11 protein-coding genes and 1 pseudogene are annotated in these 12,624 nt (G+C 64.7%); 5 read left to right on the top strand and 7 right to left on the bottom strand.

The features are described from left to right. Nucleotides 1-131 precede the first annotated feature (131 nt). The 3 genes from AC0L3P_RS03340 to AC0L3P_RS03330 all read left to right on the top strand — a co-directional run bounded on the left by AC0L3P_RS03340 (nucleotide 132) and on the right by AC0L3P_RS03330 (nucleotide 2,985). Entirely contained in the window at nucleotides 132-878 is a 747-nt protein-coding gene (locus AC0L3P_RS03340; RefSeq protein ID WP_473300965.1) for a TetR/AcrR family transcriptional regulator, read from the top strand. Nucleotides 879-1,126: 248 nt separating this feature from the next. Then, a complete protein-coding gene (locus AC0L3P_RS03335) occupies nucleotides 1,127-1,729 on the top strand; it encodes a PepSY domain-containing protein (protein ID WP_354059250.1) in 603 nt (200 codons plus the stop codon). 218 nt (nucleotides 1,730-1,947) lie between these two features. Further along, complete coding sequence (locus AC0L3P_RS03330; protein WP_473300964.1) at nucleotides 1,948-2,985, top strand: aspartate-semialdehyde dehydrogenase; 1,038 nt, start codon at nucleotides 1,948-1,950, stop codon at nucleotides 2,983-2,985. Between the two features lie 96 nt (nucleotides 2,986-3,081). Here AC0L3P_RS03330 and queA read toward each other — a convergent pair whose 3' ends face one another. From queA to coaD, 5 genes are all read right to left on the bottom strand, one after another. Further along, nucleotides 3,082-4,152, bottom strand: coding sequence for a tRNA preQ1(34) S-adenosylmethionine ribosyltransferase-isomerase QueA (queA, locus tag AC0L3P_RS03325; protein ID WP_473300963.1), 1,071 nt, complete (start codon nucleotides 4,150-4,152; stop codon nucleotides 3,082-3,084). A 143-nt stretch (nucleotides 4,153-4,295) separates the two neighbouring features. Continuing rightward, entirely contained in the window at nucleotides 4,296-4,760 is a 465-nt protein-coding gene (locus AC0L3P_RS03320) for a peptidylprolyl isomerase (RefSeq protein WP_007590736.1), read from the bottom strand. Then, nucleotides 4,757-5,182 carry a hypothetical protein gene (locus AC0L3P_RS03315; protein ID WP_473300962.1) on the bottom strand — a complete coding sequence of 142 codons (426 nt, stop codon included), beginning with the start codon at nucleotides 5,180-5,182 and terminating at the stop codon, nucleotides 4,757-4,759. The genes AC0L3P_RS03320 and AC0L3P_RS03315 overlap by 4 nt, the downstream gene beginning before the upstream one ends. Nucleotides 5,183-5,190: 8 nt before the next feature. Next, nucleotides 5,191-5,754 carry a peptidylprolyl isomerase gene (locus AC0L3P_RS03310; RefSeq protein ID WP_473266509.1) on the bottom strand — a complete coding sequence of 188 codons (564 nt, stop codon included), beginning with the start codon at nucleotides 5,752-5,754 and terminating at the stop codon, nucleotides 5,191-5,193. A 41-nt stretch (nucleotides 5,755-5,795) separates the two neighbouring features. Then, the gene (gene coaD / locus AC0L3P_RS03305) at nucleotides 5,796-6,290 is read right to left on the bottom strand and encodes a pantetheine-phosphate adenylyltransferase (protein WP_275171172.1); all 495 of its coding nucleotides are present in this window, start codon (nucleotides 6,288-6,290) and stop codon (nucleotides 5,796-5,798) included. 248 nt (nucleotides 6,291-6,538) lie between these two features. Between coaD and AC0L3P_RS03300 the strand changes: the two genes are divergently transcribed. Both AC0L3P_RS03300 and AC0L3P_RS03295 read left to right on the top strand, forming a co-directional pair. After that, the gene (locus AC0L3P_RS03300) at nucleotides 6,539-6,796 is read left to right on the top strand and encodes a hypothetical protein (RefSeq protein WP_275171173.1); all 258 of its coding nucleotides are present in this window, start codon (nucleotides 6,539-6,541) and stop codon (nucleotides 6,794-6,796) included. Nucleotides 6,797-7,012: 216 nt separating this feature from the next. Then, nucleotides 7,013-8,866, top strand: a complete 1,854-nt coding sequence (locus AC0L3P_RS03295) for a potassium transporter Kup (RefSeq protein WP_473301022.1) — start codon at nucleotides 7,013-7,015, stop codon at nucleotides 8,864-8,866. Between the two features lie 141 nt (nucleotides 8,867-9,007). Here the strand turns inward: AC0L3P_RS03295 and gyrA are convergent, their stop codons facing one another. Both gyrA and ssb read right to left on the bottom strand, forming a co-directional pair. Next, nucleotides 9,008-11,752 (bottom strand): DNA gyrase subunit A, encoded by a 2,745-nt coding sequence (gyrA, locus tag AC0L3P_RS03290; RefSeq protein WP_275171174.1) that lies wholly within the window; start codon nucleotides 11,750-11,752, stop codon nucleotides 9,008-9,010. Between the two features lie 373 nt (nucleotides 11,753-12,125). Next, a pseudogene (gene ssb, locus AC0L3P_RS03285) lies at nucleotides 12,126-12,503 on the bottom strand (single-stranded DNA-binding protein); the annotation flags it as partial. Between the last annotated feature and the right edge of the window lie 121 nt (nucleotides 12,504-12,624).

The following is a 12,624-nucleotide window of genomic DNA, read 5'->3' as shown; positions in this document are numbered from 1 at the left end:
CTCGCTGAGGAACGGGGCGGTGCCGAGACGGTTGACGATGCGGCCCATCCGGCCAGATTAGCCATGACGCACCCGCTACTGCGCGTTATAGAGCAATCACTGATGTCACGACCGCGCAGGAATCATTGGGCATGGGATTGACTGCGACCAAGACAAGACCGGCAGCTCAGCGGCGCGAGGTGCCGAAATCGCGCGGCGGCCGCCCGACGAAAAGCGCCGCTATCGAGCGCGATCAGCGGCTGATCGAGGTCGCCACCCGCCTGTTCCTGGATCGCGGCTTCGACGCCACGTCGCTCGATGCAGTCGCGGAAGCCGCGCGCGTGAGCAAGCCCACCGTCTATGCCCGTTACGGAGACAAGCGCGGATTGTTCGCCGCCGTGCTGCGGCGCGAGATCGCGCGATGGCTTGCACCGCTATCCGCGGCCGCCGAGACGCAGCTCGGCAGCGCCTCGGACATCTCGGTCGAACAGCGGCTCGTCGAGATCGGGCGCGAGATGCTGAGCTTCACCTGCGGTCCCGATGCCGTCGCCTTCAGCCGCATGATGACGTCACAGGCCATCAACTTCCCCGATATCGCCAAGCTCGGCAAGGAAGAAGGCTGGCTCAAGGCCGTCGCCACCACGGCACGCTTTTTCGATCATCTGGTGGAGCAACGCGCGCTCGATATGGAAGACACCACGATCGCAGCCGAGGTGTTTCTCGACGTCGTCGTGGGGCATACCCACCGCATGGCGACGTTCGGAACGACGCTCGAGCTGAAAGACGCCGAAAAGCGCATGCGGATTGCCATCAAGCTGTTCCTGGCCGGTGCGCTTGGCCCCCCGGACCGCCTCCAGGACGCCACCAAGACCACGCGGCGGCGGCGCCCATCCCGCTGACAATTCCGTGAAGTTGCGATCTTGCCAGAGGATCGCGCGCCCGCGCCGTTGACCAAAACAAAACGATACGGTATGGTTTAATTATAGGGCGATGCGGATCGCTTTTTCACCAGCCCCAAAGAGGTCCGCACCGCCTCGATCGCCGCGGCGGTACAGCCCGTCACGACGCTCAGCGGCCGACCGATGCCCAAGGTCGGCCGCAAGTTCTTTACGATCATCCGGCACACTCGCTGGCCGAGGTTTCGAGCATGACGACAGCCAAACGACGGATCTCGGGATTGCTCGCGATCGCCCTGTCCGCACTCCTCCTCGCAGCGCCGGCGCGAGCGATCGTGAGCACGGGCACACCGACCGCCCTTCACAGCGACACAGATGGTGACGCCGAGATCGACCGCCAAGCGGTCAGTCGCGAGATCGAGCGCTTCCGCAGCTCGTCGATCTCGATCAACCAGGCCATGGCGATTGCAGAAGCCCGCCACGCCGGTGCCACCACGGCGGATGTGAGTTTCGACGGGGCCTCCGGCGTGCCGGTCTACCGGGTGAAGACCCTGCACAACGACCGGATCTGGCGCCACACCATCAATGCCGCGACCGGCGAGCTCGTCGGCGGCGAAGCCGCCCTCCCTCTCGCCGAGCTCGACCTCGACGACCGCAGCAACCTCGCAGCGCTCGGTGCCATCAAGCACCGACTTGCGGATGCCGTGCACGTGGCCGAACGCGCGGCCTCCGGCAAGGCGATCAGCGGCGGGCTGGTGCGCGAACGCGGCCGGCTGAATTTCGCGATCGTCGTCATCAGTGGCGACAACCTCAAGGAGGTCATCCTCGAACCGCCGGGCGCCCGGACAAAATAGCGGCGGCCAATCCCGCCGAAAAGCCATTGACGGGCGCAAAACTCTCCCGCATAAGCTCCCGCCATGTTCACGACCACCAAACGCACGACCAAAACCACCACGGCCTTCGGGGCCCGGGGAGGCGTGCGCGTGTAGTCGTCGACTAGAACGCAATCCACTCTACCGAAGCCCCGCCCTCGTTGGTCCGGGGCTTTTTTGTTGTCTGAATTCTCAAATCAATGGAGGACAAAGTGAGTAACGATCCCGTCGTCGCGATTGTCGGCGTCACCGGTGCAGTGGGCGCCGAATTCATCGCCACCATGGACAAGCGCGGCTTTCGCGTCGGCAAGCTCAAGGCGCTGGCCAGCGCCCGCTCGGCCGGCAAGACGGTGTCGTTCCGTGGGCAAGACGTCGTCATCGAGGAGCTGACCGAACGCGCCTTCGAAGGCGTCGACATCGCCCTGTTCTCCGCCGGCGGCAGCATCTCCAAGAAGTTCGCGCCAATCGCGGTCAAGGCCGGCGCCGTCGTCGTCGACAACTCCTCCGCCTTCCGCATGGACCCGAACGTGCCGCTGGTGATCCCCGAGATCAACGCGAACCGCATCCGCGACCACAAGGGTATCATCGCCAACCCGAACTGCGCCGCCATCACCGCGCTGGTGCCGCTATGGCCGATCCACCAGACCAACCGCATCAAGCGCGTGATCATCTCGACCTACCAGGCTGCCTCCGGCGCCGGCGCTGCCGCGATGGAGGAGCTGGTCGAGTCCACCCGCGCCAACCTCAACGGGCAGGTTTATACGCCGAAGGTGATGCCGCATCCTTACGCGTTCAATCTCTTCAACCACAACACGGCGATCGACCCCGACACCGGCTACAACGACGAAGAGACCAAGGTCATCAACGAAACCCGCAAGATCTTCGAGGACAACAACATCGCGATCGGCGTCACCTGCGTGCGCGTGCCGGTACTGCGGGCTCATTGCGAGGCCATCACTTTCGAATGCGAGAAGCCGATCAACGAGGATCAGGTCCGCGCCATCATGGCACGAGCGCCCGGCGTCAGGATCGTCGACGACCGCGCCAGGAACTACTTCCCGATGCCGATCGACGCCTCGGGGCAGGACGACGTCCTGGTCGGCCGCATCCGCAAGGACCTCAGCGACCCCTCCGGGCATTCGATCTCGATGTTCGTGGCGGCGGACCAGCTGCTCAAGGGCGCAGCGCTCAACGCAGTGCAGATCGCGGAGCTCCTGCCGCAGCAGGTGATGGCGTAACGGGAGGTGCGTAGGGTGGGTTAGCGACAGCGTAACCCACCACTGTCTCTACCGCGTAAACAGAAGCGGTGGGTTACGCCTTACGGCTAACCCACCCTACGGTGCCCGAAACAACAAACACGCATCGCCATAGGAATAGAACCGATAACCATGCGCGATCGCGTGTGCATAGGCCTGTTGCATCGTCTCGAGCCCAGAGAACGCCGACACCAGCATGAACAGTGTCGACTTCGGCAAATGGAAATTAGTCAGCAAGACATCGACGGCGCGAAAGCGATAGCCGGGGGTGATGAAGATCGACGTCTCGGCGGCGAACGGCTCAATGGTGCCGTCTTCGCCGGCTACGCTTTCGAGCAGGCGCAACGACGTCGTGCCGACCGCGATGATGCGGCCGCCGTTCTTGCGCGCGGTGTTGAGCCGCTCCGCCGTCTCGGCCGAGAGCGTGCCCCACTCGGCGTGCATCTTGTGGCCTTCGGTGTCGTCCACCTTCACCGGCAGAAAGGTCCCTGCCCCGACATGCAGCGTGACGCGATTGATGCCGACGCCGCGCGCGTGCAGCGCCTGCTCCAGCGCCGGGGTGAAATGCAGGCCGGCTGTCGGCGCGGCAACGGCGCCTTCATTCGCGGCGAACATGGTCTGGTAGTCGGCAAGATCCTGATCGTCAGGCGTGCGTTTCGAGGCGATGTAGGGCGGCAGCGGCGGGCTGCCGAGATCTGCGATGGCCTGATCCAATGTCGGGCCGTGGAACGAAAATGACAGCGTCACCTCGCCTTCTGCGCCCTTGGCCTCGACTTCGGCGTCCAGATGGCCGAGCAGGCAGACCTTGCCCTCATTGCCAAAGCGGATGCGGTCGCCGGCCATGAGTTTCTTGGCGGGCTTCACCAGCGCCTGCCAGCGCGAGCCGTCGAGGCGTTTGATCAGGGTCGCCTCGATCTTCGGCTCGGTCTCGCGGCCGATGCGACGGCCTCTCAATTGCGCCGCGATCACCTTGGTGTCGTTGACGACGAGCTGGTCGCCCGGCTTCAGCCATTGCGGCAGGTCGGCGACGATCTGGTCGCGCAGCGTGCCGTGATCGACAACCAGCATCTTCGCGGAGTCGCGCGGCCTCGCCGGGCGCAAGGCGATGCGCTCGGCGGGCAGATCGAAATCGAAGAGGTCGGTGCGCATCGCGTGCTCACGGCCGTACAGTCACTCCTCATCCTGAGGAGCGCAGAACGCGCGTCTCGAAGGATGAAGGCTCCGCTGCTGCAGCTCGGCCTTCATGAGTTCGAGACGGCGCTACGCGCCTCCTCACCATGAGGGTTGAACGCCTACTCCGCGTCAGCCGCCATCCGCGCCTTGACGATTTTGTCGGGGTTCTGCACAGGCTCGCCGCGCTTGATCTTGTCGACGTTCTCCATGCCCTCGGTGACCTTGCCCCACACCGTGTACTGGTTGTCGAGGAAGCGGGCGTCGTCGAACACGATAAAGAACTGGCTGTCGCCGGAATCCGGGCTGGCGGCGCGCGCCATCGAGGTGGTGCCGCGCACATGCGGCTCCTTGTTGAACTCGGCCTTCAGCTTCTTGCCGGAGCCGCCGGTGCCGGTGCCCTGCGGGCAGCCGGTCTGCGCCATGAAGCCGTCGATCACGCGATGGAACACGATGCCGTCGTAGAAGCCTTCACGCACGAGTTCCTTGATGCGCGCGACGTGGCCGGGGGCCAGATCAGGCCGCATCTCGATGGTGACGGGGCCCTGCGTGGTCTCGAGGATCAAAGTGTTTTCGGTGGCGCTCATGCTCGTCTCTCTTGGGTTGGGGGTGAAGTCCTGTCAGGTGAAGTTTTGCGGTTGCGAAACTGGATCGCGAATGGACGCCCCGCAGCGGCGCCGGCCATCGCATCGGTAAATGGCATCGGCGTGCAGCGTTGCAATGCCTCCATCACCGCTACCCGGTATTGCAGCCGGTCCTCGTCGGAGGCCTCCGCGGATTCATAGGTAATCCTCGGATGGCCCAGAATGTTTCCAGCCCGGTTAAAGCTCACGACGACGGTGATGTCGATCGGGCGGGCCCTGGCCGCGGGCGGCGGCTTCCAGCAGGTGCGCAGATGCCGGAAGATGTCCTGGATGGTGTTGACCTGTGCGTCCTCGGCGACCGCGCCGGGGACGCCGAGCAGCAGCACCGCGGCAATCAGCAGGAGCTTGCCACCGCTGCGCGCCATCGCCTCTCCTACTTGATGTCGGAAGCGACCTGCACCTTCACCATCTTGTCGGGATCGGTGACGGTGCCGCCGCTTGATCCGGGAGGTGCCTTCTTCAGCTTGTCGACGACGTCCATGCCCTGCACGACCTCGCCGATCACGGTGTACTGGTTGTCGAGGCTGCCGCCGTCGGCGAACATGATGAAGAACTGCGAATTGGCGGTGTCGACGCTGTCGCCGCGCCGGGCCATGCCGACGATGCCGCGCGCAAAATGCACCTTGGAGAATTCCTGCTTCAGGTTCGGATATTTCGAGCCGCCGGTGCCGTTGAAGTTCTGACCGTCGCCGGTCTGCGCCATGAAGCCATCCATGACGCGGTGGAACGGCACGTTGTTGTAATAACCCTCGCGCGCGAGCTGCTTGATGCGCTCGGCGTGCTGGGGCGCAAGGTCCGGCCTCAGCTTGATGACGATGCGGCCCTTGGTGGAGTCGATGACGATGGCGTTGGCCTTGTCGAGGCCGGCCGGCAAGGCTTGCGCGAAGGCCGGCACCGCGAACAGAACCGCGGCAACAAATGCGAGAATTCGGATCATGATAACTCCGGATCAGAGATGAGACAGGAAACGCGCCGTTATCAGGCGAATTTTGCCTTGAGCAGCGCCGCAACCAGCGGCGGGACGAAGGCCGAGACGTCCCCGCCCATGGCAGCGATCTGGCGCACCAAAGTGGCGGTGATCGGGCGGACCATGGGAGAAGCCGGCAGGAAGACCGTATGCACCTCGGGCGCCATGGCCTCGTTCATGCCGGCGAGCTGCATCTCGTAGTCGAGGTCGGTGCCGTCGCGCAGGCCCCGAATCATGATCGTCGCACCGTGCTTACGCGCCGATGTCACCGACAGATCGTCAAATGTCGCGGCTTCGAGCACGCAGCCGGCCTGGGCCGCCACCGGCCCACAGACGTCATGGAGCATCTTCAGCCGCTCCTCAGTCGAGAACAGAGGCTTCTTGCCGGGGTGCACCCCGATCGCGACAACGAGCCTGTCGCACAGCGACACGCTGTGGCGGACCACGTCCAGATGGCCGTTGGTGATGGGGTCGAAGGAACCTGGATAGAAGGCAATGCGGGGCATGGCCACGTCCTACCGCGCCCTGCCCGGCCCGGCAAGCCGGTCCGGTTCCCTGGCGGTTTTTCCGCAAGAACCGCGTCGGAATGCGCCCAATTGTTTCGTCCTGAGGGCGGCCACGAAACAAAACGGAGCGCGAACGAAACCATTTCCCGCGTTCGCGAAGACGTCCGGAAACTGGCCATGGTTACTAATCCGGCCAACGAACGACGGGCCGCACACTGGGCGTAGCGGCCGCATCACAGGGGACTGTCATGATCAAGGCTCTTTCGGCGATCGCCATCTCTGCGTGTGTTGCTGCCGCCCTCACCCTCCTGCCCGGCTTCGCCCCGACCGTCGAGGCGAGCGTGCCGCAGCCGCTCGCCAAGAGCGACCGGCTCGATATCCGCACGGTCGGCAAGGACTGCTCGCAGCAGGCCTGGCCGAACTTCGAGGCGTCCTGCCTTCGCCAGGCCGGCACCAAAGCCAATATCCGCGAGGCTCGCCTCGTGACTGCCAACCGCACTCCGTAGCGAGATCTGTCAGTTTCTCGTCAGGAAACTTTCCGGTAAGTCCCAACGATAACCCCCAAAATAAACCCCATGGATATTTGCGACGTCCCGTCGCAGACTGCCTGATGCTCGCGCCCGTCGGAATGACCCGTCGGGCGCGATCCCATCGGGGGGTCGCCATTGTCCAGTACGCCCGCGGTTGCCTCCGGCCATCAACCTGATCCACTGCCACTTGCGATGACCATGGGCGCCATCGGGGTGGTCTATGGCGATATCGGCACCAGCCCCCTCTACGCCCTGAAGGAAGCCGCCAAGGCCGCCGTCCACGGCGGCACATTGACGAACGATGCCGTTCTGGGCGTTGCCTCCTTGATCCTCTGGGCATTGCTGCTGATCATCTCGCTGAAATATGCGCTGTTGATTCTGCGTGCGGACAACCGCGGCGAAGGCGGCATCGTCGCCCTGCTGGCCTTGCTGCATGCCCGCAACGCCCAACCCGGCACCTGGCGCGCGCATCTGCTGGTCGTCGGCCTCGTCGGCGCCGCGCTACTGTACGGCGACGGCGCGATCACGCCGGCCATTTCCGTGCTCAGCGCCATCGAAGGTCTGAAGGTCGACGCCCCCTCGCTCGCGCCGGCGGTCGTGCCCGTGACCATCGTCATCCTGATCGGACTGTTCATGATGCAGAAGCAGGGCACCGGCTTCATCGGCCGCATCTTCGGACCGGTGATGCTCGCCTGGTTCTTCGTGCTGGCAGCGCTCGGCATCCACGGCATCGTCAAGGCGCCGGCGGTGCTGGCGGCGCTGAGCCCGCTCTATGCGTTCGACTTCCTGATCCACCAGGATTTTCATGTCTCCTTCGCGATCCTGGGTGCCGCCTTCCTCGCCGTGACCGGCGGGGAGGCCATGTATGCCGACATGGGGCATTTCGGCCGCCTGCCGATCCGGCTGGCCTGGTTCGCGATCTGCCTCCCCGCGCTGGTGCTAAACTATTTCGGCCAGGCCGCACTGCTGATCACCGACCCCACCATGATCGAAAATCCGTTCTTCCAGCTCTGCCCTGACGCCCTGCATTATCCGCTGGTCGCCTTCTCTGCGGTCGCGACCGTGATCGCCTCGCAGGCGATCATTTCCGGCGTGTTCTCGCTGACCCAGCAGTCGATTCAGCTCGGCTTCCTGCCGCGCATGCAGATCCGTCGCACCACGAGCGACGCGATCGGCCAGATCTACGTGCCGCTGGTGAACTGGCTGCTCGCCGCCGCAACCCTCGGCGCCGTACTGAGCTTCGGCAGTTCGGAGGCGTTGGCCGGCGCCTACGGCATCGCGGTGTCGCTGTTGATGGCGATCACGACGCTGCTCGCTGCCCTGGTCGCGATCCAGTGGGGCTATTCGCCGTGGCTCGTGGTGACCGTGAACGGCTTCTTCTTCCTGATCGACGTGATCTTCTTCTCGGCCAATTCGATCAAGCTGTTCGAGGGCGGCTGGTTTCCACTGATGCTCGCGGGCTTCGTCGCCTTCCTGATGCTGACCTGGCGCAGCGGCGTGAAGCTCGTCGAAGCGGCACGCGCGAAGCTGCGCCAGCCCGAGGAGGATCTGATCGAGACCGCGGTCAACAAGTGCACCGCGAGACTCCCCGGCACCGCAGTGTTCCTGGCGTCGGCGGCGCGCGGGGTGCCGCTGGCGTTGACCCAGTTCGTCAAGCACAACCATGTGCTGCACGAGCGCATCGTCCTGGTCACCGTGTTGATCGAGGAGCTTCCTCACATCGCCGACGAAGACCGCATCGAGGTGATCGAGATCATTCCCGGCATTACCCGCGTCATCCTGCATTACGGCTTCATGCAGAACCCGACGATCTACGACGGGCTGACCCTGGCATGCCGCCACGGCAAGCTGCCCGGCGTCGACCTCTCCGACATCACCTATTACGTCGGCCGCGAGACCATCATCCCGCGCGAGGACGTGCCGGGCATGTGGGTCTGGCGCGAAACCGTGTTCGCCTTTCTGCAACGCAACGCCGAACGCTCCGCCGCGTTCTTCGGCGTGCCGACCAAGCAGGTGGTGGAGTTCGGGACAGAGTTGGAGATTTAGCTGGTCAGTGCACTAGCCCGGATGGAGCGACTTGTCCGCCGTCGCTCGGAGAGCGAAGGCGGAAGCGCAATCCGAGACAACCGTTCGAATGAAGAACCCGGATTTCGCTCGCGCTCCATCCGGGCTACGGGGGGTGACGCATCACTCCCCGTTTGAGTCTCCATTCGTCCCGTTCCCGCTCTCAGCCTCTTCCGTGATGTGCTCGACCGAGACGACGTGTTCGTCCTCGGCGGTGTCGAACACGATCACGCCCTGGGTCGAGCGGCCGGCGACGCGGATGCCTTCGACCGGGCAGCGGATCAGCTGGCCCTTGTCGGTGACCAGCATGATTTGATCGGCGTCTTCCACCGGGAACGACGCCACCAGGTTGCCGTTGCGGTTGTTGACGCTCATGGCGACGATGCCTTTGCCGCCGCGGCCGGTGGTGCGGTACTCGTAGGACGAGGTCCGCTTGCCGTAGCCGTTGACGGAGACGGTCAGCACGACCTGCTCGGCCGCCGACATCTCGATATAGCGCTCCTGGGGGAGCTGGAAACTGCCGGAGGTCTCCTCGGCTTCGGCGTCCGCCGCCGGCTCCTCGGCCGCAGCTTCGCCGGCGACCGCGCGGCGCATCTTCAGGTACGCCGAGCGCTCGTCGGACGTCGTCTCGACGTGGCGCAGGATCGCCAGCGAGATCACCTTGTCGCCCTCGGCAAGCGCAATGCCGCGCACGCCCATCGAGGTGCGCCCGGTGAACACGCGCACGTCGGTGACGGGAAAACGGATGCACTGGCCGCCGGCGCCGGTCAAAAGCACGTCGTCGTGCTCGGTGCAGATCTGCACGTCGACGATAGCTTCGTTGTCGTCGAGCTTCATCGCGATGATGCCGGAGCGGCGGACATCGACGAAGTCGGACAGCTTGTTGCGCCGGACGTTGCCGCCTGTCGTGGCGAACATCACGTCGAGATTGCCCCAGGTGGACTCGTCCTCCGGCAGCGGCATGATGGTGGTGATGCGCTCGCCCTGCTCCAGCGGCAGGATGTTGATCAGCGCCTTGCCGCGCGCATTCGGCGCGGCCATCGGAAGGCGCCAGACCTTGATCTTGTAGACCTGGCCGCGCGAGGAGAAGAACAGCATCGGCGTATGCGTGGACGCCACGAACAGCCGGCTGACAAAATCCTCGTCGCGGGTCTGCATGCCGGCGCGGCCCTTGCCGCCACGGCGCTGGGCCCGGTAGGCCGACAGCGGCACGCGCTTGACGTAGCCGGCGTGGGAGACGGTGACCACCATGTCCTCGCGCTGGATCAGGTCCTCGTCCTCGACCTCGCCTTCCTGCTCGATGATGACGGTGCGGCGCGGGGTCGCGAACTCGGCCTTCACTTCGGCAAGCTCGAACTTGATGATTTCAAGCACGCGGTCGCGCGAGCGCAGGATGGCGAGATAGTCGGCGATCTCGCCGGCGAGCTTGTCGAGCTCCTCGCGGATTTCGTCGCGGCCGAGTGCGGTGAGGCGTTGCAGGCGCAAATCGAGAATGGCCCTTGCCTGCTCCATCGACAGCCGGATCGTGCCGTTCTCGCTGATGCGGTGGCGCGGATCGTCGATCAGCGTCAGCATGTCCTCGACGTCGCGGGCCGGCCAGTCGCGCGACATCAGGGTGTCGCGCGCGGTGGTCGGATCGGGCGAGGTCCGGATGACGCGGATCATCTCGTCGATATTGGCGACCGCGATGGCGAGACCGACCAGGATATGGGCGCGATCACGAGCCTTGGCGAGCAGGAACTTGGTGCGCCGCGTGACGACGCGCTCGCGGAAGTCGACGAAGATCGCCAGCAGGTCCTTCAGATGCATGATCCGCGGACGGCCGCTGTCGAGCGCCACCATGTTGACGCCGAAGCTCGTCTGCAGCGGCGTGAACCTATAGAGCTGATTCAGCACCACATCCGGCACGGCGTCGCGCTTCAGTTCGATGACGACGCGGTAGCCGTCGCGATCCGATTCATCGCGCAGGTCGCCGATGCCTTCGATCTTCTTTTCCTTGACCAGCTCGGCGATGCGCTCGACCATCGTCGCCTTGTTCACCTGGTAGGGAATCTCGGTGATGATGATCGCCTCGCGCTCCTTGCGGATGGTCTCGATCGCGACCTTGCCGCGCATCATGACCGAGCCGCGGCCGAGGTGATAGGCGGCGCGGATGCCCTGCCGTCCGAGGATGACGCCGCCGGTCGGGAAATCCGGTCCCGGCACGATGTTGATGAGCTCGTCGATGGTGAGCGCGGGGTTGTCGATCAGCGCGACGCAGGCGTCGATAACCTCGCCGAGATTGTGCGGCGGGATGTTGGTCGCCATGCCGACCGCGATGCCGCCGGCGCCGTTGACGAGGAGATTCGGGAACTTGGCCGGCAAGACCGACGGTTCGGTCTCGTTGTTGTCATAGTTCGGCTGGAAATCGACCGTGTCCTTGTCGATGTCGGCCAGCAGAGCCAGCGCCGCCTTGGTCAATCGGGCTTCGGTATAACGATAGGCAGCCGGGGGATCGCCGTCGACCGAGCCGAAATTGCCCTGGCCGTCGATCAGCGGCACGCGCATGGAGAAGTCCTGCGCCATCCGGACCATGGCGTCGTAGATCGACTGGTCACCATGCGGATGATATTTACCGATGACGTCACCGACCACGCGGGCGGACTTGACGTACTTCTTGTCCGGCGTGTGCCCCTGCTCGTTCATCGAGTACAGGATGCGGCGGTGCACCGGCTTCAGACCGTCGCGGGCGTCAGGCAGCGCCCGCGCCACGATCACGCTCATGGCGTAGTCGAGATAGGACTTCTTCATCTCCTCGAAGATGGAGACGGGGCGAATATCCGAGGGTTGCGCCGGCTGGTCGCCGGGCTTGTCGTCGTCGTCAGCCAAGGGGAAATCCGGTGAGGTTTTATCTGGGAATCATATAGCGCATCGAGCCTCTGATAACCACCCTCGCGGCGTTCTGGGAAGCGCTTTTTCCGCCTATTTTTCCAATAACTTAAGCCCTTGCGAGCGGTGTCTTGGACAGCCCCCGCATCGACCTTGCAAAATTGCCGGTCACGCGTGGAAAACCGCGCGCCGAGCTTGCCCCATCAGCGCGTTTACCAAGCCGCAATCCGAGCTCAACCCAAACATGAAGCGGGCCCGGAAATCCCGAGCCCGTCCTGCCGATTAGTGGGATTTTCTGACACGAGATGAGAAGCGCCGACCCATCCGGCCGGCGCATCCGCATCGAGACGCCGCGTTCTCAGAACCTGATCGCTCAGAACGGGATATCGTCGTCCATGTCGCTGTTGCGGCCACCGCCGCCGGCCGCAACAGGGCGCCGCGGTGCGCTGCTGACGGGACCGGAGGAGCCGAAATCGCCGCCCGGCTCGTCGCCGAAGCTGCCGCCTCCGCCACCGCCGCTACGGCCGTCCAGCATCGTCAGGGTGGAGTTGAAGCCCTGCAGCACGACTTCGGTCGAGTACTTTTCGACACCGCTCTGGTCGGTCCATTTGCGGGTCTGGAGCGCACCTTCGACGTAAATCTTGGCGCCCTTCTTCAGATATTGTTCGGCGACCTTGCAGAGCCCTTCATTGAAGATCACGACGCGGTGCCACTCGGTCTTTTCCTTGCGCTCGCCGGTCGCCTTGTCGCGGGGGGGGGGGGGCGGGGGGGGGGGGGGGGGGGGGGGGGGGGGGGCCCGGGGGGGGGGGGGGGGGGGGGGGGGGGGGGGGGGGGGGAGGGCGGGGAAATAACTGTTGTGTGGTGGGCACGCA

This window comes from Bradyrhizobium sp. WSM4874 (genome assembly GCF_055811835.1).
This window is presented reverse-complemented; position numbering and strand designations above follow the sequence as displayed.